The organism is Pantoea sp. EKM101V, from assembly GCF_011800325.1.
GTDB lineage: Bacteria > Pseudomonadota > Gammaproteobacteria > Enterobacterales > Enterobacteriaceae > Pantoea > Pantoea anthophila.
This window is the reverse complement of record NZ_JAALFP010000005.1, coordinates 160,785-183,323: the sequence shown is the minus strand read 5'-3', so window position 1 is coordinate 183,323 and position 22,539 is coordinate 160,785. Positions and strand designations below refer to the sequence as shown.

The 22,539-nt window shown below is 56.1% G+C and carries 17 protein-coding genes; 7 read left to right on the top strand and 10 right to left on the bottom strand.

Features of this window, described 5'->3' with window-relative positions; translation table 11 throughout:
• Positions 1 to 87: 87 nt before the first annotated feature.
• Together degQ and zapG are read right to left on the bottom strand one after the other, a co-directional pair.
• Complete coding sequence (gene degQ, locus HFD92_RS10305) at positions 88 to 1,461, bottom strand: serine endoprotease DegQ (RefSeq protein ID WP_046101069.1); 1,374 nt, start codon at positions 1,459 to 1,461, stop codon at positions 88 to 90.
• A 108-nt stretch (positions 1,462 to 1,569) separates the two neighbouring features.
• Positions 1,570 to 1,971 carry a Z-ring associated protein ZapG gene (gene zapG, locus HFD92_RS10300; protein WP_009092485.1) on the bottom strand — a complete coding sequence of 134 codons (402 nt, stop codon included), beginning with the start codon at positions 1,969 to 1,971 and terminating at the stop codon, positions 1,570 to 1,572.
• Positions 1,972 to 2,149: 178 nt separating this feature from the next.
• Between zapG and zapE the strand changes: the two genes are divergently transcribed.
• The 5 genes from zapE (at position 2,150) to sspB (ending at position 5,802) form a co-directional block, all read left to right on the top strand.
• Positions 2,150 to 3,277: a cell division protein ZapE gene (gene zapE / locus HFD92_RS10295; protein WP_009092484.1), complete on the top strand. Its 1,128-nt coding sequence runs from the start codon at positions 2,150 to 2,152 to the stop codon at positions 3,275 to 3,277.
• 227 nt (positions 3,278 to 3,504) lie between these two features.
• Positions 3,505 to 3,933, top strand: a complete 429-nt coding sequence (gene rplM, locus HFD92_RS10290; RefSeq protein WP_009092483.1) for a 50S ribosomal protein L13 — start codon at positions 3,505 to 3,507, stop codon at positions 3,931 to 3,933.
• A gap of 15 nt (positions 3,934 to 3,948) precedes the next feature.
• A complete protein-coding gene (gene rpsI, locus HFD92_RS10285; RefSeq protein WP_008925401.1) occupies positions 3,949 to 4,341 on the top strand; it encodes a 30S ribosomal protein S9 in 393 nt (130 codons plus the stop codon).
• Positions 4,342 to 4,671: 330 nt separating this feature from the next.
• A complete protein-coding gene (gene sspA / locus HFD92_RS10280; RefSeq protein WP_009092481.1) occupies positions 4,672 to 5,313 on the top strand; it encodes a stringent starvation protein SspA in 642 nt (213 codons plus the stop codon).
• 3 nt (positions 5,314 to 5,316) lie between these two features.
• The gene (gene sspB, locus HFD92_RS10275) at positions 5,317 to 5,802 is read left to right on the top strand and encodes a ClpXP protease specificity-enhancing factor (protein ID WP_009092479.1); all 486 of its coding nucleotides are present in this window, start codon (positions 5,317 to 5,319) and stop codon (positions 5,800 to 5,802) included.
• 113 nt (positions 5,803 to 5,915) lie between these two features.
• On the opposite strand, the gene HFD92_RS10270 is transcribed toward sspB, so the two are convergent.
• Complete coding sequence (locus HFD92_RS10270) at positions 5,916 to 7,673, bottom strand: sulfite reductase subunit alpha (RefSeq protein WP_167428894.1); 1,758 nt, start codon at positions 7,671 to 7,673, stop codon at positions 5,916 to 5,918.
• Between the two features lie 181 nt (positions 7,674 to 7,854).
• Positions 7,855 to 13,386: a glutamate synthase-related protein gene (locus HFD92_RS10265; protein WP_167428893.1), complete on the bottom strand. Its 5,532-nt coding sequence runs from the start codon at positions 13,384 to 13,386 to the stop codon at positions 7,855 to 7,857.
• 891 nt (positions 13,387 to 14,277) lie between these two features.
• Here HFD92_RS10265 and arcB point away from each other — a divergent pair.
• Together arcB and mtgA are read left to right on the top strand one after the other, a co-directional pair.
• Entirely contained in the window at positions 14,278 to 16,611 is a 2,334-nt protein-coding gene (gene arcB / locus HFD92_RS10260; protein WP_150028730.1) for an aerobic respiration two-component sensor histidine kinase ArcB, read from the top strand.
• An 886-nt stretch (positions 16,612 to 17,497) separates the two neighbouring features.
• Positions 17,498 to 18,217, top strand: coding sequence for a monofunctional biosynthetic peptidoglycan transglycosylase (gene mtgA, locus HFD92_RS10255; protein ID WP_167428892.1), 720 nt, complete (start codon positions 17,498 to 17,500; stop codon positions 18,215 to 18,217).
• A 2-nt stretch (positions 18,218 to 18,219) separates the two neighbouring features.
• Here mtgA and npr read toward each other — a convergent pair whose 3' ends face one another.
• The 6 genes from npr to lptB form a co-directional block, all read right to left on the bottom strand.
• Positions 18,220 to 18,492: a PTS phosphocarrier protein NPr gene (gene npr / locus HFD92_RS10250; protein ID WP_009092474.1), complete on the bottom strand. Its 273-nt coding sequence runs from the start codon at positions 18,490 to 18,492 to the stop codon at positions 18,220 to 18,222.
• On the bottom strand, positions 18,489 to 19,343 hold the full coding sequence (gene rapZ, locus HFD92_RS10245) for an RNase adapter RapZ (protein ID WP_003851114.1): 855 nt from the start codon (positions 19,341 to 19,343) through the stop codon (positions 18,489 to 18,491). Before rapZ ends, npr begins: the two co-directional genes overlap by 4 nt.
• A gap of 47 nt (positions 19,344 to 19,390) precedes the next feature.
• Complete coding sequence (gene ptsN, locus HFD92_RS10240; protein WP_009092473.1) at positions 19,391 to 19,870, bottom strand: PTS IIA-like nitrogen regulatory protein PtsN; 480 nt, start codon at positions 19,868 to 19,870, stop codon at positions 19,391 to 19,393.
• Between the two features lie 150 nt (positions 19,871 to 20,020).
• Entirely contained in the window at positions 20,021 to 20,308 is a 288-nt protein-coding gene (gene hpf, locus HFD92_RS10235; RefSeq protein WP_009092471.1) for a ribosome hibernation promoting factor, read from the bottom strand.
• Between the two features lie 21 nt (positions 20,309 to 20,329).
• A complete protein-coding gene (gene rpoN / locus HFD92_RS10230) occupies positions 20,330 to 21,763 on the bottom strand; it encodes an RNA polymerase factor sigma-54 (RefSeq protein WP_167428891.1) in 1,434 nt (477 codons plus the stop codon).
• A gap of 48 nt (positions 21,764 to 21,811) precedes the next feature.
• Positions 21,812 to 22,537 carry an LPS export ABC transporter ATP-binding protein gene (lptB, locus tag HFD92_RS10225; protein ID WP_009092467.1) on the bottom strand — a complete coding sequence of 242 codons (726 nt, stop codon included), beginning with the start codon at positions 22,535 to 22,537 and terminating at the stop codon, positions 21,812 to 21,814.
• Positions 22,538 to 22,539: the final 2 nt, after the last annotated feature.

The following is a 22,539-nucleotide window of genomic DNA, read 5'->3' as shown; positions in this document are numbered from 1 at the left end:
TGTTAAATCACGCCAGGGGAGATCGCTGGGCAGAATAACATGAGAGCGGCGGACACACACGCGCTTGTGTCCGCCATAATGCGAGGTTTATCTCAACAACAGATAGATACTTTCATCGCCGCGCACCACGTTCAGTGCCAGAACCGGCGGTTTGCCTTCCAGTATCTTGCGCATCTCAGCCAGGGTCTGAACCCGGTTGCGGTTTACGCCGATGATCACATCATCTTTCTGCAGGCCAACCTGTTCAGCCGGTGTCCCTTTTTCGATGGTGTCCACCTTCACGCCTTTGTCGCCGGTTTTGGTCTGTCCATCACTCAGGGTGGCTCCCTGCAGGGCCGGAGACATCAGCTGGGCGCTGGCGGTGGTCTGAGCGCTCTGCTCCAGCGTAACGGTGACCGTCACCGGTTTGCCTTCGCGCAGCAGGCCAAGCTTAACCTGTTCGCCTGGTGGGGTCGTGCCTACCTTTACCCGCAACTCAGCGAAGCTGGTAATCGGCTTGTCGTTGATTGAGGTAATGATGTCGCCGGACTTGATGCCCGCCTTCTGTGCGGCAGACTGCGGTAACACTTCCGAAACGAAGGCGCCGCGCTGCGCGTCGACATTGAATGCCTTCGCCATATCGGCCGTCATTTCGGTGCCTTTAATACCCAGCTGACCGCGCTTCACTTCGCCAAATTTAATCAGCTGCTGCGCGAGGTTCATCGCCATATCACTCGGGATAGCAAAGCCGATGCCGATATTGCCGCCGCTGGAGGCCAGAATGGCGGTGTTGATCCCAATCAGCTCGCCGTTCAGGTTGACCAGCGCACCGCCGGAGTTGCCGCGGTTAATCGCGGCATCGGTCTGAATAAAGTTTTCCAGCCCCTCCAGGTTAAGGCCGCTGCGGCCCAGCGCAGAGATGATACCGGAGGTCGCCGTCTGGCCCAGACCAAACGGGTTCCCGATTGCGACCGCAAAATCACCCACTTTCAGCTGGTCGGAGTCCGCCACTTTAATCTGCGTGAGGTTTTTCGCGCCCTGGATCTGAATCAGGGCGATATCGGTCTGCTCATCATGACCGATCAGTTTGGCTTCATACTCGCTGCCGTCGCCAAGCTGCACGTTGATTTTGTCGGCACCGTTCACCACATGATTGTTGGTCAGCACGTAGCCTTTCGCGGCATCAATGATCACGCCCGAGCCCAGCCCTTCAAACGGCTGTGGCTGATTATTCCCGCCAGGCATCTGACCGAAAAAACGTTTCAGAGGCTCAGGGATATCCTGAGCCTGTTCGCCGGAATCGGTGCCTTCCACGTGAACGCTGACCACGGCAGGCAACACTTTTTCCAGCATCGGTGCCAGACTCGGCAGCGGCTGGCCCGCAATTTGTGCTGGCAGCGTTGCCATCGCGTCTGGCGCGGCGGCAAGGCTCATCCCGATACTCAAGGCTAATGCGCTAAACAGGCGTGCTTGTTTTTTCATTGCTACAACGCTCTCGCTGCAAAGTGGGAGGATTTAATGAGTGTGACAGTCGTTTGTGGTCAGGGTTCGCAAAAACAGCGGGCGCAGACAGGCTGCGCCCCAAAAAGATTAGTCGCGGGCAGGGCGCTCGCCACGCAGTAAACCGGATGCGCCTTCAGAGTAGTCGCGCGGCATCTGCACCGGCACCTGATCGTTGTCAGCTTCCGCTTCAGTCAGCTGATAGGCAAAAGGATTCTGCTGACCCGGCAGATTCGGCAGCAGATCGTTAGAGCCTTTCGCCATGTGCTGATAAAGCTGACGATAGTCACGCGCCATGTTGTCCAGCAGCTCGGCGCTCTGTGCAAAGTGGTTAGTCAGCTCTTCGCGGTAATCGGCCAGCTCGGCCTTCGATTTTTCCAGTTCATACTGCATGCTGCGCTGCTCACGCAGCTTTTTGTTGCCGAAACGCATGGCGACTGCGCCGACAATAATACCTACCACTAAACCAATTAGCCCGTATTCCCAGGTCATAATGACTCCCGTGTTTTTTCCATTGTTTCGTAGGGCGTTGCACCATTTCAATAATAGTCACTATACCCGTTAATCTTATGGATGTGGAACTCCGGAGCAGCATGGCTTAGTGTAGAACGGCCTTTTTTTCAGCAACCGTGGTATGAATCAGACACTATTCAGGGACTTTGAAACAACAATGCAAACCTCATCTCCGCTTGCACGTTATGAGCAGGCGCTGTCTCAGGGCGAATTCAGGCCCGATGACGTACAACGTGAAGCGATTACCCGTTTAGACGCCCTGCAGCAGGCGCTGGTTGCCCGGCAACAGGCTGCCGCGCCCGCCTCATCCGGCCTGCTGGGTCGCCTGTCGAAATTGATCGGTAAAGAGAAAAATGCGACGCCCCAGCCTGTTCGCGGGCTCTACATGTGGGGCGGCGTCGGGCGCGGCAAAACCTGGGTCATGGATCTCTTTTTTCAGTCTATTCCTGGCGAACGCAAACTGCGCCTGCACTTCCACCGTTTCATGCTGCGGGTGCATGAAGAACTGACGCAACTGCAGGGGCAGAGCGACCCGCTGCTGATTATCGCGGACAAATTCAAAGCGGAAACCGACATCCTCTGTTTCGATGAATTTTTTGTCTCCGATATCACCGACGCGATGCTGCTGGGCACGCTGATGGAAGCGCTGTTTGAGCGCGGCATCGCCCTGGTGGCAACCTCGAACATTCCGCCGGATGACCTCTACCGCAATGGCCTGCAGCGCGCGCGTTTTCTGCCGGCTATTGAGCAGATAAAACGGCACTGTGATGTGATGAATGTGGATGCCGGCATCGACTACCGGCTGCGGACACTGACCTCGGCGCATCTGTGGAACTATCCACTCAACGAGGCCACCCACACGGAGATGGCGCGCATGTTTAAGGCGCTGTCTGGCAGCCAGCCGGAGGAGGCGCCGGTGCTGGAGATCAACCATCGCCAGATGCCGACGCTGGGCGTCAGCGACGGCGTGCTGGCCATCAACTTCACGACGCTGTGCGGGGAAGGGCGCAGCCAGCATGACTACATCGCGCTTTCCCGCCGTTTTCACAGCGTGCTGCTCTATGACGTGCCGGTAATGATCTACAAAACCGAAGATCAGGCGCGCCGTTTCCTGGCCCTGGTTGACGAATTTTATGAGCGTCACGTGAAGCTGGTCGTGGCCGCAGAAACCTCGCTGACCGAGATCTATCAGGGGACGCGGCTGAAGTTTGAATACCAGCGCTGTTTATCGCGGCTTCAGGAGATGCAGAGCGAAGAGTATCTGCGCCTGCCGCATCTGCCGTGAGAATAATCAGGATAAATACCGAAATAGGGTTCGATTTTTGCAATCGACTTCTCTATAATCTTGCGACCCCACGTTACAGCAAAGGATTTTTTTCCCAAATCCTCTGTGTTCCAGTAACTCTATCCGAAGGGGTGGCTTGCTGGTCAAAATGGTCGTGTGAGCCTCATTCGTTTACTTAAGCGTTTGGGATTTCACCAACGTGTAACTTAATTTGGGTAAGCTTTTCGATGAAAACTTTTACAGCTAAACCAGAAACCGTCCAACGTGACTGGTTTGTAGTTGACGCAACGGGCAAAACTTTGGGTCGCCTGGCGACTGAACTGGCGCGCCGTCTGCGTGGTAAGCATAAAGCGGAATACACTCCGCACGTTGATACGGGTGATTACATCATCGTTCTGAACGCAGAAAAAATTGCTGTTACCGGCAACAAGCGTACTGACAAGATCTACTATCACCACACCGGCCACATCGGTGGTATCAAACAGGCGACCTTTGAAGAGATGATTGCTCGCCGTCCTGAGCGTGTGATTGAGATCGCGGTTAAAGGCATGCTGCCGAAGGGCCCGCTGGGTCGTGCTATGTACCGTAAGCTGAAAGTTTACGCAGGCAACGAGCACACCCATGCGGCACAGCAACCGCAAGTTCTTGACATTTAATCGGGATTAAAGGCAATGGCTGAAACTCAAAACTACGGCACTGGTCGCCGCAAAAGCTCTACCGCTCGCGTATTCATTAAGCCGGGTAGCGGTAACATCGTAATTAACCAACGTTCTCTGGAACAGTACTTCGGTCGCGAAACTGCCCGCATGGTCGTTCGTCAGCCGCTGGAACTGCTGGATCTGGTTGGTAAATTCGATCTGTACGTCACTGTTAAAGGTGGCGGTATTTCTGGTCAGGCTGGTGCGATCCGTCACGGTATCACCCGCGCTCTGATGGAATACGACGAATCACTGCGTGGCGAGCTGCGTAAAGCTGGCTTCGTAACGCGTGACGCGCGTCAGGTTGAACGTAAGAAAGTCGGCCTGCGTAAAGCACGTCGTCGTCCTCAGTTCTCCAAGCGTTAATTGTTTGCAGCTCCGGCTGCGGCAATTGGCTCAAAAAACCCGCTTCGGCGGGTTTTTTATTTTCTGCCTTCCCGTCTGATAACGGTGAAAACCGTAAGCCCGCGCTCAATTTACCTGCAAAGATTCATTCCACGCCCACAAGCAGCCTAAAATCTGGTAAACTCTGTGTCACTTTGCGCCCGCAGGCCGGTGCGTTATGCGCCTTCCCGCTGTCGGGGCGTCAGTTTTACGGCGCAGCTGACCAGGTTGCGTGCGAGTTCGACAAGCAAGTGAGTCGCCGTGTGGTTGGCTATTCGCAGTATCTTTTTGTGAACAAACTTGGAGGTTTTCATGGCTGTCGCTGCCAACAAACGTTCGGTAATGACGCTGTTTTCTGGTCCTACTGACATTTTCAGCCATCAGGTACGTATCGTTCTGGCGGAGAAGGGTGTCAGCGTAGAGATCGAGCAGGTCGAAATGGATAACCTGCCGCAGGATCTGATTGACCTCAATCCGTATCGCACGGTACCGACACTGGTAGATCGTGAGCTGACGCTGTATGAATCCCGCATCATCATGGAATATTTAGATGAGCGCTTCCCGCATCCGCCACTGATGCCGGTTTATCCGGTTGCCCGTGGTGACAGCCGCCTGATGATGCACCGCATCGAGCAGGACTGGTACAGCCTGATGAGGAAGGTTGAGAACAGCAGCGGTCAGGAAGCCGAAGCCGCACGCAAACAGCTGCGTGAAGAGCTGCTGGCGATCGCGCCGCTGTTTGGCCGCACGCCTTACTTCATGAGCGAAGAGTTCAGCCTGGTGGATTGCTACCTGGCACCGCTGTTATGGCGTCTGCCTTCAATGGGCATCGATTTGATCGGCTCTGGTTCAAAAGAGCTGAAAGGTTACATGAACCGCGTATTTGAGCGTGACTCTTTCCTCGCTTCATTAACTGAAGCTGAACGTGAAATGCGCCTGCAAGCACGGGCTTAACGTATGGAAATGTCGCAACTTACTGCACGTCGTCCCTATCTGCTGCGCGCCTTCTATGACTGGTTGCTCGACAACCAGCTGACGCCGCATCTGGTGGTCGACATCAATCAGCCAGGTGTACAGGTGCCGCTGGAGTACGCGCGTGATGGTCAGATTGTCCTGAACATCGCGCCCCGTGCTGTCGGTAACCTCGATCTGGCGAATGACCAGGTGTCGTTTAACGCCCGCTTTGGGGGTGTTCCTCGTCAGGTTAACGTGCCGATGGCGGCAATTCTGGCAATCTATGCCCGGGAAAACGGTGCCGGAACGATGTTTGAACCGGAACCGGCTTACGAGCTGGATATTCAGGAGGCGTCAGAAGGTCAGGAAGAGACCATGATGTCTGTGATTGATGGCGATCGTCCCGACGATGCCAGCGATGATGAGACACCGCCTGATGACGATCCACCGCCGCGGGGCGGACGACCTTCACTGCGCGTCGTGAAATAACCGCAGCATTCTTAAAACAGATACCCGCCTCTCCGGCGGGTATTTTTTTGCCTGTCAACCATAAAAAAATCCGGCTGCCTGCGCAAACCGGATTTTTTATCACACCTTCGCTATCAATAGACGTCGCGCAGGTAACGCTTCTCTTTCTTCAGCTGGTCGACATAGTCCGCTGCGCGCTCGCTGGAGAGGCCACCGAACTGGCGAACCACTTCATACAGCGCATTATCCACATCCTTCGCCATGCGTGATGCATCACCGCAGACATAGAAGTAAGCGCCTTCCTGCAGCCAGGCATAGAGTTCTGCACCCTGCTCAAGCATCCGGCTCTGCACGTAGATCTTCTTCTCCTGATCGCGGGAGAACGCCAGGTCAAGCCGCGTCAGCAAGCCATTATCCCGCCAGGCGAGCAGTTCATCCTGATAGATAAAGTCATGTTCCTGATGCTGATCGCCGAAGAACAGCCAGTTTTTGCCCTGCGCGCCGGTTGCCTGACGCTCCTGCAGGAAAGCCCGGAAGGGCGCGATGCCGGTGCCAGGCCCCACCATGATCAGCGGAGCGCTGTTATTGGCTGGGACGCGGAACGCTTTGTTCGGCGAAATAAAGATGGCTGGCTTTTCGCCACGACGTACGCGCTCAGCCAGGTAGGTTGAGCAGACGCCACCACGATTACGGCCGCCGCTGTGATAACGCACTGAGGCAACGGTCAGGTGCACCTGATTCGGATGGGCTTTAGAGCTGGATGAAATTGAGTAAGCGCGATGCTGCAGCGGACGCAGCAGGGCAACAAACTCAGGCACCGCCAGCGTGCGCGTCAGGTCAAGCTGCAGCAGGTCAAGGCTATCTTTGCCCCACAGCCAGACACCCAGCGCATCTTTGTCATCGTGCTGTAACACATGACGCAGTTCCTGGTTGGTGGTGTTCTGCCCGACCCATTCGATGAGCTTGCGCGACGGTTCAGAGATCTCAAACTGGTAGGTCAGCAGGTCGCCGAGGCTGCGGTCAAAGCCGGGCACCGGCGTCTCGTAGTCGGCATTAAGCTGGGTCAGCAGCAGGCCGACCAGCGATGGCTCGTTGACCGGAATGACGCCGAGCGCATCACCCGCTTCATACTTCAGGCCGCTGTCGGTCAGGTCAAACTCAAAATGTCGGATATCTTTGGCAGACTGCTCGCCAGAGAGGCGCTTGTTGGTGATTAGCGCCGCGGCGTAAGGGTTCGATTTGTTGCTGCCCGGGATGACCGGTGCTTCAGGCGCGCTCTCCAGCACGGTGCCGCTGCTGCCTGCGCTGGCCGCAAACTGAGGCATGGAGCTGTTCAGCCACTCGCTGGATGGCTCTTCATAGTCGATATCGCAGTCGATGCGATCCACCACGCGTTTTGCTCCCAGCTGCTCAAGGCGCATATCGATGAACTTGCCTGCCTGACAGAAGCCGTCATAGCCGGTATCACCGATTGCCAGCACGGCAAAATGCATCTGCTCCAGGCGCGGTGCGGTACTGGCAGAGATCGCATCCCAGAAGAGCTGCGCGTTATCCGGCATCTCGCCTTCGCCGTAGGTTGAGGTGACGATCAGCACATGGCGCATGGTGGCAAAGACGTCGAGGTCGACATCGCCCAGCGCCTGAACCACCGGCACCAGCCCTTTAGCACGCGCCGATTTCGCGGCGGTCTGCGCCAGCGCTTCGGCATTGCCAGTCTGTGAGCCGTAGAGAATGTGCAGTTGCGTGGTCGCGGCTGCGCCTGTGCCCGCAGCGGGTTGCTGCTTGTCTTCTAATACCAGCAGACGGGAGTGAAGACCCGCGAGAAAGCCAGCCAGCCAGTATTTCTGATCGCCATTAAAAGGTGCATCTTCTGGAATATAAGGAATTTTCATGGGTACTTTTACTCAATCCCGTTCTTCCCCGTCATCAGTAACGCTGGCCGGTTTAAGCAGTTCCGCTTTCCCGCACCGCGGTGTGCGGCTGGGGAGAGCGGTTCTGCATCTGTCCGGTACAACGACGACTCCGGGCAATGATCAATGAATAACATTCAGTTCAGCCTGAACAGTGTGACTGTCAGGAGAGTTTGCCCACCGCCGCGGCGATTTCAGGCAAGGCCGCACGTGCAAACAGCTCTTCAAAATCAGGCAGATGGCCCAGCACTTCCCGGTTACAGGCATCCTGATACATGATCCAGCCATAGGTGGCCAGGCTGTCCATGGAGCGGATGTTGCGCTGCGTCAGCGCCGCTTTGTAATCTGACATGCGTTTGGAACCAATCAGACTGGCCAGTTCGTCATCGTTATACGCTTCGATGGCGGAACGGGCATGGCGCTGCAGTTTGCTGATCAGCGAAAAGTCCTCCGTCATCAGCAGATTACGCACGGCTTTTTCTACCGCCGGATCTTCAACCGGTGTCCCTTTCGGTAATTTACTCAGGGCCAGCTGCTGAGCAAAGCTCAGAACGGTGTAGTTGTTAAGCAGAACAAACATCTCCAGCGTATCGGTCGCGCCGTAGGCGGGTACCGCACCGTCAGCAATCGTCTTGCCCTGACGCCAGGCCGCTTTGAACTTCGCAACCTGATGGCCGGCCAGCGCGGTCGACAGCTCTTCGAGCAGATCTTTGCGGCTTCTGGCTTTCAGGATCTCTCCGCCATCCTGATAGAGCAGCAGCGAGCGCGGCATCACATACACAAAGTGATGACACTCCGTTTCCCAGTTCTCCAGCAGCCAGGCAGCACGCGGTGAATTTGTGGCCTCCAGATGCCAGTTCAGCATGGTCAGCACGGCCTGCTTATGCACCTGCGCCATCTCATCCTGATCGGCAATCGAGCCGAAGCGTACTGAATCACCGGCTGCATGGCTGGCGAGTGTTCCATACGGGTCATACTGATAGGCGAAGCCGCCGCTCATGCCGTTACCAAAGCCTTTACCGAAGGTGCCCAGGTTGAGGATGGCACCATTGGTCATATATTCGCAGCAAAAATCCCCTACGCCTTCGACCACGGCTGTGGCACCGGAGTTACGCACCGCGAAGCGGTCACCGGCCTGGCCCTGCACGAACAGGCGTCCACCGGTCGCGCCAAACAGCGCAAAGTTACCGATCAGCACGTTACCATCGCCATCCTGCGCGCCGCCGCCCGGCGACATGATAAACAGCTCTCCGCCACACTGTCCCTTGCCGACGCCGTCGTTACAGGTGCCGTAGTGGGTCAGCTGCATGCCATCGTTGCAGAAGGCGCCAAATGACTGACCGGCTGAACCGGTGGTTGAAATTTTTACGGTCGCAGGGGCCAGATAATGGCGACCGCGGTCATCGCTCAGAACCGCAGGCATCGCCTGCAGCTGCGCCGCACTCAGCTGATGGTTCAGCATGCGTTCAATGTCGATCGCCAGCTGGCCCCCCACACTTTTGTTGCGGTTGTTCAGCACGATGCCGTTGCCCAGTGCGACGTCGGTATTGCCCTGATCGACCAGCGCTGATTTCAGCTGCTCAACCCAGCCATCATCCAGCTCAAAATCTTTCTCCAGATAGACCGGTTTTTCGATCTTCAGCTCCGGCACCACGGTGAGCATGGCGCGTAAGTCGAGCTTGCCCACTTCCAGCGGGTGATCCATCAGGTGCAGCAGGTCGGCCCGGCCGCGCGCTTCACGCAGGGAATGCAGGCCCATACGCGCCAGGATCTCACGCACTTCATGGGCGACGTTGAGGAAATACTGCGCCAGCTGACGCGGATCGCCATCAAAGGCTTCGGCGTTGGTCGTCAGGCCCGCCGGGCATTTGACGTTACAGTTTTTCGCCATCACGCACTTCAGCATCATCAGCGCAGTGGTACCGAATTCGAAGCTGTCGCCGCCCAGCAGCGCGGATTTCACCACGTCGCTGCCGGTCTGCTGCGCGCCCGAGCAGCGCAGCTGCACTTTCTCACGCAGGCCGTTGGCGCAGAGCGCCTGATGAACTTCAGCGATGCCGATTTCCGCCACGCGTCCGGTGTATTTCAGGCTGGTTACCGACGCAGCGCCGGTACCGCCGGTGTTACCCGCCACGTTAATGACGTCTGCGCCCGCTTTGGCCACGCCGACCGCGATGGTGCCGATCCCTTCTGAGGAGACCAGTTTGACGATCACGCGCACCCGCGCGGCTTTACAGTCGTGGATCAGCTGCGCCAGATCTTCGATGGAATAGGTGTCGTGATGCGGCGGCGGCGAGACCAGCTCGACGCCTGGCGTACCGCCACGCGCTGCCGCAATCTCAACCGTGACTTTCGCCGCCGGTAGCTGGCCGCCTTCGCCAGGCTTCGCACCCTGACCAATCTTGATTTCCAGCTCTTCCAGCATCGGGTCCGCCAGATAGGCAGCCCAGACGCCAAAACGGCCGGACGCCAGCTGCTTGATGCGTGAGGCACGGATTGTGCCGTGACGGGAGTAGTGCTCGCCGCCTTCACCGCAGTTACTCATGCCGCCGACCATGTTGGTGCCGTGCGCCACCGCTTCATGCGCGGGGGCGACCAGCGCACCGTGACTCATCGCACCAGAGGCAAAGGTGCGGGTGATTTCGCACGCCGGCTGCACGTCGCTCAGTGGCAGGGAGGGCAGAGTGGTGAAAATACGTGACAGGTAGTCTGCCGCTTTACCGTAAGCGGTTATTTTCAGACCGCCGGTCACCACCTCGCTGCTCTCGATATCGTCGCCGAAGCGGAACTTCAGGGCGTTAGAGAGATTCTGCAGGCGCTCGTTCTCTGGCTTCAGGCCTTCGATCGCATCGGTCAGACGCAGCATAAAGTGATTCAGGCTGCCATCCACCGCTTCACACACCAGACCACGAATGGCAAAGCCGTTGTTGGTCAGTGAGTAGCGTCCCAGTTTGCGGCGGAACTCCGCTTCGCTGTCGATATGGGTCAGATCGGCCGGGAATGTCAGGATGTCACGCAGGGCCGCCGGGCGACGCTTACGCTCCTCATACATCAGGCTGGAGAACTGACGATAGTCGGCCGTGATCGCGAAGTTGTTGATCACCTCATCCGGAATACGCTCGAAGCTGCTGTCTTTAAAGGTTTCTGGCTTGATACCAAAAGCGTTATCCAGTTTTGCCAGCGTCATCAGACGGATAAAGTTATCCTCTTCGCGCGCTTTATCAGCGAAGCGAATCGGCTCTTCGGTCATATCGATAAAGGTGCGTACGGCAATCGTGCCGTAGGAGTGACCGGCACCCTCTGCGCGCTCTTTAAACAGACCCAGCAACGGTACGTCCGATTCACCCTGAATCTTCAGTGCACTCTGGTGCCAGTCAACGGCCATCTGCGCGATAGCCGCGAAGCCTGCGCCACCCACCGGCGTTTTGATATTCGGGAAGTACTTTTTCAGCACCGGGTCATCGGTGTTGAGGAAGTTAGGCTCAAAGAACTCGCCGCTGCTGTAGCTTTCTACGGTACAGAGGCCCACTTTGCCCATGGTTTTCATCAGGGCTTTTTCCGCGGCTTTGGCATAGCGCTTAAAGGCTTTATTGCCTTCTTCACCCTCACCAAATTTCTCCTCTGCGCGCATCTGTACGCCCAGCGGATAGATTGCTGATGCGCCGAAGCCCAGCGTCGCGGCAATGTGGTGCGAGGAGATGCTCTGGCCGCTTTCCACCACCAGTGACACATCAAGGCGCAGACCTTCCTGCACCAGACGCTGGTTGATGGCGGAAACCACCAGCAGCATCGGGATCGCGGCGTGCTTCGAGGAGATATGGCGGTCGGTCAGAACGGCGATGCCGCCCTGCGTCCGGGCAAAATCCACCACCTGCTGCGCCAGGTCATCAATCGCTTTTTCCAGGGCGTTCGCGTTAGCGGTCGTGCTCAGCAGATCTTTGCCGATGACCGGCTCATAGAGCATCTCGAAGCGGGCGTAAGGGGCAACGGTCTGCTCACGCAAACGCAGCATATCGAGATGGCTGAGAATCGGTGTCGGCACCACAATCTGACGGCCTTTGCTGCGGCCCAGGTGCGGTTTCGCCCCCAGCGCCACACGCAGCGTCATGCCATCCACTTCGCGGATAGAGTCCAGCGGCGGGTTGGTAACCTGAGCAAAGCGCTGAGAGAAGTAGTGCGCCATGCCGCCTTCATGATCGGATAAGCCGTTGATGGCGTTGCCGTAACCCATTGCGGAGATCTTCTCTGCGCCGGTGTTAAGCATCGGGTCCATCATGAACTTGAAGCTTTCCTGGTTATAGTAGTAGGCGACAAAGCGCTGATAGGTTTTCAGATCGCCGCGATAGCGCAGCGGTGAACCCTGTTGCTCAGCCGGGATCTCTGGCAGATCGTCCAGGCCGACGCGCGCTTCACGCAGCAGGGCGGAGTAATCTTTCTCTGCGGCCAGTTTTTCCAGCGCCTGCAGCGTGGTGTAGCTGCGTTTTTCACGGTGATCGAAGTAGAGCATGCCGCCCGCTTCGATACGGCCACGACGCAGGACGCTTTCAGGAGGAAAGGCGATCTGGCCCGCTTCGGACATCGCACCAATATAGTCTGCGGTTTCGACCGAGCGCAGCGGGCGCAGGCCCAGACGGTCAAGGCGTGCGCCAATGACTTCGCCATTGCCAAAGATTAAGGCGGCAGGGCCGTCGTTCTTCTCTTCATACAGAGAGAAATACTCCAGCATGTCGCGCACCTCGGTTGACAGCGAGCTGTCGTTTTCCCAGGCGGGCGGCATCATGGAAACCACGGCGGTGATCAAATCGAGATTATCTTCCATCAGACGGCTGTGGATACTCTGATCCAGACGCGAGCTGTCGGACTGCCCTTTAGGCCGCACGATCTTTTTGCCGCGCGCCAGTGCAAGGGCCGATTCGGCGATGCGGTTTTTCCGATCCGTGTTCAGCTCGCCGTTGTGCGCCATCAGGCGGAACGGCTGCGCCATAGTGGTATGCGGATCGGTGTTGGTCGAGAAACGGGTGTGGAAAAAGAGCCCGCGCACCTGATGATCGGGATCGGTCAGATCTTTGAAGTAAGGAATCACTTCATTGGAGTTCAGACGCGCTTTAAATACCTGCGTGCGCGACGACAGCGACAGCGGATAGAGACCGCCAAATTCGCTTTCGGTAAAGGCGCGTGCTTCGATAGTTAACAGGGCGCGGTAGATACGTTGTTCGAAGTCGTTCTGATCGGCCACGTCCTGAGGCGCAGTGAAGATCCACTGCAGAATCGGTAACTGAAACTGAATGGCAGCCGGACGCGTCACGCTGCTGTCGAGCGGCATATCGCGCTTCATGATCACCGGCAGGCCGAAACTGCTGAGGGTCTCATCCACCAGACGTTCGGCGTTCGCGCGCAGCTCAGCATCTTTCGGCACAAAGAAGTTGCCGACGCCAAAGCGACCCGCTTCCAGTGGCTGGCCGGTAATCTTGCGGAAGAAATGCAGTGAAAGGTCAACGTTGACGCCTGCGCCATCGCCGACACCTTCTGCTGACATACCGCCGCGATGCGGCACTGTGCACAGGGCGCTGTGCGCCATCTGCAGAATCTCATGGGTCTGCTCGCCGTCCTTACGCGTAATGAAACCTACACCACAGCTGTCACTGCCTGCTGTCGGATCATACAAGCCATAGGATTGAGGTTTTTTAGTGGACATTGAGGGTCTCCTTAAACTGCTTTGACATTACCTGCACTGTTTCAGGGTCTGGGCGCAACTGAGGCGCAGCTTCATTTTCATCGCCATGCTCTGTCGAGCGCGCGTCATAGCCCTGAGCATTTCTCTCCAGACATCCGTAAAACGTCCTTTATTGAGCTGCTCTTCGATTTCCGGTCTCGTAAAGGAGATGACTTAAACCACGCGGGAGTCTTCTTGTTGCATAGATATGCCGAGACAATGGCCCGTCAGGAAAGCTTTCAGCGGATTTCCAACTTATCGGGAAAGCGTAATCAGGTCAAATAGGGCGGCCAGGCGGGCTTATCAGGCGCTTTTCTCGTGTAAATATATGAAAATACTGATTTTTATGGTTTAAAATGTCTCACTCTGCCACCTGGTGATCGGCCGATAAATGTGAACTGACTCACTGTAGTGCAGGCGTCATATCTCTGCACCATGCTGGTGACAGGGTGTCTGGCAGCATTAAATGCTGTCCGGCACCCCTGATACATAGCATGTATCTGTTTTTCTTATGTCGGCCTATTTGAATGAAACAGCCGTTGGTTATAAGAAAAATTAATCAGGCGGCGAATGCTTAAAACAGCATTAAAGTTGAATGAGTATTCATATAAAGGAGAGAGCCTGCGCAACAGGACGCTGCCAGGATATTGAAAAAAGGCCGTCGGGTGAAATCTGCGATTCACAGGCGGCCTTACAGATTATTCATTTGGCACAATCAGTCAAGGGATTTAACCGGTTTGTACCAAACGTCGCCGAACGGCAGGGCGGATGCACCATAAAAGCGCATTCAATCCCTCATCTTCGCGTGACGTGCTGCGACGTCCGCAGGCTAACTGCGCTATCATGGGGCTGTTTCTTTTCCAGGGAGTCGTTATGAAACAGATTCGTCTGCTGGCGCAGTACTACGTCGATTTAATGGTCAAACTTGGCCTGGTCAGGTTCTCGCTGCTGCTGGCCTCTGCGCTGGTGGTGCTGGCGATGATTGTCCAGATGGCGGTCACGATGGTATTGCGGGGGCACGTCGAGAGTATCGATGTGGTGCGCTCGGTCTTCTTTGGGCTGCTGATTACGCCCTGGGCCGTCTATTTTCTGTCGGTGGTGGTCGATCAGCTTGAGGAGTCGCGTCAGCGGCTGGCAAGGCTGGTGGATAAGCTGGAAGAGATGCGCACCCGCGACCTGGAACTCAATCAGCAGATGAAGGAAACCATCACCCAACTGAATCAGGAGATCAGCGATCGTAAAAAAGCGGAGCTGGCGCGCGAACAGGTGATGGACAAGCTGCGCGAAGAGGTCACCCGCCGCGAACAGGCTCAGATTGAGCTGGAGCAGCAATCATCCTTCCTGCGCTCCTTCCTGGATGCGTCACCTGACCTGGTGTTCTATCGCAACATCGACAAGCAGTTCTCCGGCTGCAACCGCGCCATGGAGCTGCTGACCGGCAAAAGCGAAAAGCAGCTGATTGGCCTGACGCCGCGCGATATCTACGATGATGAAGCCGCGACCAAGGTGCTGGAAACGGACGAAAAAGTGTTCCGCCATAATGTCTCCCTGACCTATGAGCAGTGGCTGCAATATCCCGACGGGCGCAAAGCCTGTTTTGAGATCCGCAAGGTGCCCTATTACGATCGTGTCGGCAAACGCAGCGGGCTGATGGGCTTTGGCCGCGATATCACCGAGCGTAAGCGCTATCAGGACGCGTTAGAGAACGCCAGCCGGGAAAAGACCACCTTTATCTCCACCATCAGCCACGAGCTGCGTACGCCGCTTAATGGCATTGTCGGCCTGAGCCGCATCCTGCTGGATACCGATCTGAACCAGGAACAGCTGAAATACCTGAAAACTATCCACGTCTCGGCCATTACGCTGGGCAACATCTTCAACGATGTGATTGAGGTGGACAAAATCGAGCGTCGTAAAGTTCAGCTGGATAATCAGCCGCTCGACTTCACCGGTTTCCTCGCCGATTTAGAGAATCTCTCCGGCCTGCTGGCGCAGCCAAAAGGGCTGAAGTTTGTGCTCGCGCCGCAACTGCCGCTGCCTCACATGATCTCCACCGACGGAACGCGTCTGCGTCAGATTCTCTGGAACCTGATTGGTAACGCCGTGAAGTTCACCCAGCAGGGCGAGATCGTGGTGCGCGTCGCGTATGAGCAGGATGAAACACTGCGCTTTGAGGTGCAGGACTCCGGCATGGGTATCCGCCAGGAGGAGCAGGACAAGATTTTTGCGATGTACTATCAGGTTAAAGATCAGCATGGCGGGAAACCGGCGACCGGAACCGGCATCGGGCTGGCGGTTTCACGTCGACTGGCCCAGGCGATGGGGGGAGATATCCGCGTACAGAGTGCGCCCGGCCAGGGCTCATGCTTCACCGTCGAAATTAAAGCACCACGCATCGCAGAAGAAGTGATTGACGAAGGCGTCGACGACAGCCTGCCTCTGCCTGCGCTGCATGTGCTGCTGGTTGAGGATATTGAACTGAATGTGATTGTGGCGCGCTCCGTTCTGGAGAAGCTGGGATGCAGCGTGGAGGTCGCCATGACCGGCAGCGAGGCTCTGGCGATGTTTGACCCGCTGGAGTTCGATCTGGTGCTGCTGGATATTCAGCTGCCCGATATGACCGGGCTGGATGTCTCCCGTGCGATTCGCCAGCAGTATCAGGGCGCGCATCTGCCTCCGCTGGTGGCGCTCACGGCCAACGTGCTGAAAGATAAAAAAGAGTATTTCGATGCCGGGATGGATGATGTGCTCAGTAAACCGCTGGCCGTGCCTGCCCTGACCGCAATGATCAAAAAGTACTGGGACTATCAGGCAGAAACGGACGATGAAACGCCCGCCGTCAGCGATGACAAAACCCGGATGCTGCTGGATGTCGCCATGCTCGAACAGTATATCGAGCTGGTGGGGCCGGGGCTGATTACACAGAGCCTGACGATGTTTGAGAAGATGATGCCGGACTATCTTGCGGTGCTGGAATCGAATCTGATGGCGCGCGATCAGAAAGGAATTGCGGAAGAGGGGCACAAAATCAAAGGCGCGGCCGGGTCCGTCGGGCTGCAGCGTTTACAGATGCTGGCGAAACAGATCCAGAGTCCGGAGCTGCCGGCGTGGTGGGACAACGTGGTTGAATGGATTGAAGAGCTGAAACATGAGTGGCGACACGATGTGCAGGTTCTGCGCGACTGGGTTGCCGGACAGGAGAAGTGAAACGGCAGAAAAAAATGACCCCAGCCGAGGCCGGGGTGCGCGAATACTGCGCCAACACCAGGGAAAATGTTGCGGCCGCTATGATTTGAATAATTAATGCAGCCGCAGGGTATTGGTTAACACTGTCATCACCTTAGCAAATTCATCTTCTCATGTGACAAGATTCATTAAAATGTGTGATGTTGAGCAGCGTTTAAACACAGAAAACATTAATTTGGCAACACAGTCAAGCAAGGAATTAATTTCCGCGTTATGTTGCTGCTATTTTAATCAGATTTACCCTTTTTCGCGTACTTTTAACGCGGCTGCGCTATGTCGTGAAGACCGTACAGCGTAAAAGCGAACCGGCAGGTTCATTTGCCCTTACAGTCCGCGTAACGCGCTGATATTGCAAGCCGGCAGCCTGAAATGAACCGAATCATCCAAAACGATTCGGAATGGCAGAAATGAATCTTAAACTTTGCGCTTTTCTGCGTCTGCCGGGTTGCGGGGCAGGGATCGAAAACCGGGTCATTTATGACAGGATTTACGCTGACCTCTGCTGTTTATTTAGACGTTATAAGAATAGTTCTGGTTAAGAGTTGAACCATTACGACAACAGAAAAAAATAACAGTTAAGGTTGATGAATGATTTAAAGCGGCGTTTATTACCCATTATTAAGTGTTTATCTGGAAAGATGCTAAGCAGTGGCAATGAATGGAACCGATTCCTTTTTTCGGAAGTCCTTGAACTATTTCGAACTGTTGCCGCATGTTGATGCAAAATAGGTGCATGAAGTCTGGAAACGCACCGTTCATTTTCACCGAAAATCGCAAAAAGGCGATTTTTCTGGCAGTGATTACATGAGTAATTGATTAACGTCTGAAACAGGTATGGGAAGATTGCATGAACAAGCATAAAGGAAGCGCCGGACGGCGTATCAGACGGATTGCCGGCCGTCTCCTGCTGGTCTGGCTGGGCGTGTGGCTGGCCGGCATTTTACTCTTTTCGCTTTTACCGGTGCCCTTCTCCGCGGTGATGGTGGAGCGACAGGTAGGGGCGTGGTTGCGCGGTGATTTCAGTTATGTGGCGCATTCAGACTGGGTCGGACATGATGAGATCTCGCCGTGGATGGGGCTGGCCGTTATCGCTTCTGAGGATCAAAAGTTTCCCACGCACTGGGGCTTTGATGTGGCGGCGATTGAATCGGTGCTGGATAACAGCGACAGCCGGATGCGCGGAGCGTCCACGCTGTCACAACAGACCGCGAAGAATCTCTTTCTCTGGGATGGTCGCAGCTGGGTCCGTAAGGGGCTGGAAGCGGGTCTGACGGTGGGGATTGAGACGGTCTGGACGAAGCGGCGTATTCTGACCGTCTATCTCAATATCGCGGAGTTCGGGCCGGGCATCTTTGGTGTGGAGGCCGCGTCACAGCACTACTTCCACAAACCTGCCAGCCGGCTCACTGCGGCCGATGCTGCTTTGCTGGCGGCGGTCCTGCCGAATCCAATTCGTTACCGTGCCGCCGCGCCTTCAGGCTATGTCAGGTCGCGGCAGCAGTGGATACTGCGCCAGATGCGTCAGCTGGGCGGAGAGGGCTTTTTACAGCGTAATCAGCTTAACTGACCTTATTCTTCATCAAAGCCCGCTTCAAACAACTCAATGACCGCAGCCAGCGCCGGGACCTCTTCCGGCCCGCTGGCTTCAATCTCAATGTGTCCCCCTTTTGCCGAGTCGAGCATCAGCAGGGCGATCACGCTGCTGGCCTCGGCTTCGGTGCCTGCCTCGTTGCGCAGTAACACTTCGGCATCGAAGCTCTGCACCAGCTCAAACAACTTCATCGCCGGACGGGCATGCATGCCCAGCTTATTTTTGATTTCTACAGTTTGTCTGACGGTCATGATTTGCGCTTTTCCAGCGTGCGATGGCGTGACTGTACATTCTTACCGCGCGAGCGGAAATAGTCCGCCAGCTGCTCGGCGATATAGACTGAGCGGTGTTTACCGCCGGTACAGCCAATCGCCACGGTAAGATAGCTACGGTTGTTGGTCTCCAGCATCGGCAGCCAGAGTTCAAGATAGCTGCGTGTCTGGTAGATAAAATTATGCACTTCCGTGTGGCGGTCGAGGAAGGCCGCGACCGGGCGATCGAGGCCGGTCATCGGGCGCAGTTTCGGATCCCAGTGGGGATTGGGCAGAAAGCGCACGTCAAACACGTAGTCCGCGTCGATAGGGATGCCATGTTTGAAACCAAAGGATTCAAATACCATGGTCAGCTCGCGTTCACGCTTGCCCAGCAGGCGGGTGCGCAGCATCTCGGCCAGCTCATGCACCGACATCTCTGACGTATCAATGATCAGATCGGCGCGCGAACGCAGCGGCTCCAGCAGATCGCTCTCTTCATCAATGGCGCTCTCCAGCGACAGATTTTTGCTGGAGAGGGGGTGCAGACGACGCGTATCGCTGTAGCGGCGAATCAGCGTGTTGCGGTCGGCGTCGAGAAACAGCAGCTGAGGTGAAAAGGAGTCGGGCAGATTATTCAGTGCGGTTTCAAAAATTTCGGGGGATTCAGGCATATTGCGCACGTCGATGCTGACCGCCGCCGAAATATTCCGCTCTGCCAGTGAGTTCGCTAACTCCGGCAGCAGCACCACCGGCAGGTTATCAACACAGTAGAACCCCATATCCTCCAGCGCACGGAGTGCCACTGACTTCCCCGAGCCTGAACGACCGCTAACGATCATCAGCACCATGACCTTCTCTCCCGTTTTAAAACCGGCACCCGGCCGGTAAAGACGCGTTACAGCTCTGTCTGGTTTTCCGTAATAATGGCATAAAGCTCTTCATCACTCTGCGCAGCGCGCAGCCGGCGGCAGACCGTTTTATCGGCCAGACGCTTTGCCACCAGTGAAAGGGTGTGCAGGTGTGTTTTGCACTGGTCAGCCGGAACCAGTAAGGCAAACAGCAGATCGACCGGCTGGTTATCAACGGCATCAAACGCAATCGGCTGTTCGAGGCTGATAAAGACCCCGACCGCGCGCAGCGTATCCTCTTCCAGCTTGCCGTGCGGGATCGCTATCCCGTTGCCGATACCGGTACTGCCCATACGCTCACGCGTCAGGATCGCTTCGAAAAGCGTCTGGTGCGGCAGGTTGAGCTGCTTAGCGGCCAGTTCGCTGATGATTTCCAGCGCACGTTTTTTGCTCTGGCAGTGTACGCCACTGCGTGTGCAGTCAGGCGAAAGCACCGTGCTCAATTCCAGTGTAAGATCGTTGTTCATTATCGTTTCACTTGCGGGTTCACCAGGCCATTCACCGCCGGCGTCTTCTGACGTGACGGAAAATGACGCCTGCCAGATGACAAAACGGGGCGGATTATCCGCCCCATCCTGTCGGCTCAGTGCGCCAGGCGCGCGTAGCCAGCATGAAGGTTAGTGTTTTTTCAGTTTATCTTTATGTTTAGTCAGCTGACGGGCGAGCTTGTCGATCAGCCCGTCAATCGCCGCGTACATATCTTCCGCTTCCGACGTGGCGTGCAGCTCGCCACCGTTAACGTGGAGTGTTGCGTCAGCCACCTGCATGACTTTCTCAACTTTCAGGACAATATAGACCTGATTGATGTGCTCAAAATAGTGTTCCAGTTTGGCAAATTTAGCACTGACGAATTCACGCAGTGGTGGCGTAATTTCAACGTGTTGCCCGGTCAGGTTCAGCTGCATAGGTCTTCCTTCTCATTTCTGTCAAACCAGCTGTTTACGCTGGTTCGATGGCGGGATGGATAAAGACTCACGATATTTTGCGACGGTACGCCGTGCCACCATGATCCCCTGATCGGACAACATGGAGGTCAGTTTACTGTCGCTCAAGGGTTTGGCTGGATTTTCCGCCGAAATTAATTTTTTCACCAGCGCACGAATCGCGGTAGAGGAGGCTTCGCCGCCCCCTTCCGTGTTGACATGGCTGGAGAAAAAGTACTTCAGTTCAAAAATACCGCGCGGACTGTGCAGATACTTCTGCGTGGTCACGCGGGAGATAGTCGATTCGTGCATCTCAACGGCCTGCGCGATATCAGCCAGGACCATCGGGCGCATAAACTCTTCCCCCTGCTCGAAAAACGCCTGCTGCTGCTCAACGATACAGCGCGTCACTTTCAGCAGTGTATCATTGCGGCTTTCCAGACTCTTAATCAGCCAGCGTGCTTCCTGCAGGTTGCTGCGGATAAACTGCATGTCGCTGTCGTTACGCGTGGTGCCGCCCATCGCCGCATAGTGCTGATTGATCTTCAGGCGGGGCAGGCTGTCGGCGTTGAGTTCAACCGTCCAGCGGCTGCCGACCTTGCGCACCAGCACATCGGGAATCACATATTCCGGTTCGCCGGTGTTGATCGACTGGCCGGGACGCGGGTCCAGCGACTGAATCAGCAGCATCGCCTCTTTCAGCACCTCTTCTTTGAGGCGCGTTACCCGCATCAGGCTACGGAAGTCGTGGTTGGCCAGCAGGTCGAGATGCTCACTGACAATCAGACGTGCTTCGGTCAGCATGGGCGTGTCGGGCGCATATTGTGACAGCTGAACCAGCAGGCAGTCGCGCAGATCGCGCGCACCCACGCCAATCGGATCAAAGCGCTGGATGCGTTTCAGCACCGCTTCAACCTCATCCACTTCCAGCTCGTCATTGCCGATACTGTCGAGGATCTCCTCAAGCGAAACGGTGAGATATCCGGTGTCATCGATAGCATCGACGATAGAGGTCGCAATCGCGCGATCGGTATCACTGAACGGCGTCAGGCCGACCTGCCACATCAGATAATCCTGCAGGGACTGCGTCGTTTCACCCTGGTAGACCGGTAGCTCATCATCCTGATAGTCCGTTCCGGTGCCGGAAGGTGTGCCAGCGGTGTAGATCTCATCCCAGGTGGCATCCAGCGGCAGCTCATCGGGCATCTCTTTTTGCTCAAGCGCTTCGCGGGTATCCAGCGCCTCCGCTTCTGCAGCGTCCCGGGAGTCGATCTCGTCGTGCGGGTCCGTCTGCTCAAGCAGGGGATTACTTTCCAGCGCCAGCTGTAGCTCCTGCTGGAGTTCAAGCGTAGAGAGCTGCAGCAGACGAATTGCCTGCTGCAGTTGGGGAGTCATTGCCAGCTGTTGGCTGAACCTGAGTTGTAAGCCTTGCTTCATAGACAGGATGATAGTTCCCAGGTAAATAGCGGTCTTAACGACACCTTATCAGAGTCTGAACTCTTCACCCAAATAAACCCGCTTAACCTGCTCATCCGCAAGAATTTCATTGGGTGTGCCGTGCGCGATCAGGTGGCCCTGGCTGACGATATAGGCCCGCTCACAGACCGCTAACGTTTCACGCACGTTATGGTCGGTAATCAGCACGCCGAGGCCGCTGTCACGCAGATGCTCAATGATCTTCTTAATGTCGATAACGGAGATAGGGTCAACACCGGCAAAAGGCTCATCCAGCAGAATGAATTTCGGATTGGCGGCCAGCGCACGCGCGATCTCAACACGGCGTCGTTCGCCGCCGGAGAGGGCCTGGCCCATGCTGTCGCGCAGGTGCTCAATGTGGAACTCTTCCATCAGCTCGCGGGCGCGATCCTGGCGTTGCTCTTCGGTCAGATCATCACGGATCTGCAGCACCGCCATCAGGTTATCGTAGACGCTGAGGCGACGGAAAATGGACGCCTCCTGCGGCAGATAGCCGATGCCACGACGCGCACGCGCATGCAGCGGCAGGATGCTGATATCTTCATCGTCAATTACGATACGGCCCGCGTCACGCGGCACGATGCCGACCACCATGTAGAACGTGGTGGTTTTACCGGCACCGTTCGGGCCCAGCAGGCCGACAATCTCGCCGGATTTCACCTGCAGACTGACATCTTCTACCACGCGACGGCCTTTGTAGGCCTTCGCCAGGTTTTCTGCGATTAATGTGGCCATAG

What these genes read in the sequence shown, in the direction of transcription:
- degQ (WP_046101069.1), bottom strand. Translation starts at nt 1,461, where the DNA reads ATGAAAAAACAAGCACGCCTGTTTAGCGCATTAGCCTTGAGTATCGGG.
- zapG (WP_009092485.1), bottom strand. Translation starts at nt 1,971, where the DNA reads ATGACCTGGGAATACGGGCTAATTGGTTTAGTGGTAGGTATTATTGTC.
- zapE (WP_009092484.1), top strand. Translation starts at nt 2,150, where the DNA reads ATGCAAACCTCATCTCCGCTTGCACGTTATGAGCAGGCGCTGTCTCAG.
- rplM (WP_009092483.1), top strand. Translation starts at nt 3,505, where the DNA reads ATGAAAACTTTTACAGCTAAACCAGAAACCGTCCAACGTGACTGGTTT.
- rpsI (WP_008925401.1), top strand. Translation starts at nt 3,949, where the DNA reads ATGGCTGAAACTCAAAACTACGGCACTGGTCGCCGCAAAAGCTCTACC.
- sspA (WP_009092481.1), top strand. Translation starts at nt 4,672, where the DNA reads ATGGCTGTCGCTGCCAACAAACGTTCGGTAATGACGCTGTTTTCTGGT.
- sspB (WP_009092479.1), top strand. Translation starts at nt 5,317, where the DNA reads ATGGAAATGTCGCAACTTACTGCACGTCGTCCCTATCTGCTGCGCGCC.
- HFD92_RS10270 (WP_167428894.1), bottom strand. Translation starts at nt 7,673, where the DNA reads ATGAAAATTCCTTATATTCCAGAAGATGCACCTTTTAATGGCGATCAG.
- HFD92_RS10265 (WP_167428893.1), bottom strand. Translation starts at nt 13,386, where the DNA reads ATGTCCACTAAAAAACCTCAATCCTATGGCTTGTATGATCCGACAGCA.
- arcB (WP_150028730.1), top strand. Translation starts at nt 14,278, where the DNA reads ATGAAACAGATTCGTCTGCTGGCGCAGTACTACGTCGATTTAATGGTC.
- mtgA (WP_167428892.1), top strand. Translation starts at nt 17,498, where the DNA reads ATGAACAAGCATAAAGGAAGCGCCGGACGGCGTATCAGACGGATTGCC.
- npr (WP_009092474.1), bottom strand. Translation starts at nt 18,492, where the DNA reads ATGACCGTCAGACAAACTGTAGAAATCAAAAATAAGCTGGGCATGCAT.
- rapZ (WP_003851114.1), bottom strand. Translation starts at nt 19,343, where the DNA reads ATGGTGCTGATGATCGTTAGCGGTCGTTCAGGCTCGGGGAAGTCAGTG.
- ptsN (WP_009092473.1), bottom strand. Translation starts at nt 19,870, where the DNA reads ATGAACAACGATCTTACACTGGAATTGAGCACGGTGCTTTCGCCTGAC.
- hpf (WP_009092471.1), bottom strand. Translation starts at nt 20,308, where the DNA reads ATGCAGCTGAACCTGACCGGGCAACACGTTGAAATTACGCCACCACTG.
- rpoN (WP_167428891.1), bottom strand. Translation starts at nt 21,763, where the DNA reads ATGAAGCAAGGCTTACAACTCAGGTTCAGCCAACAGCTGGCAATGACT.
- lptB (WP_009092467.1), bottom strand. Translation starts at nt 22,537, where the DNA reads ATGGCCACATTAATCGCAGAAAACCTGGCGAAGGCCTACAAAGGCCGT.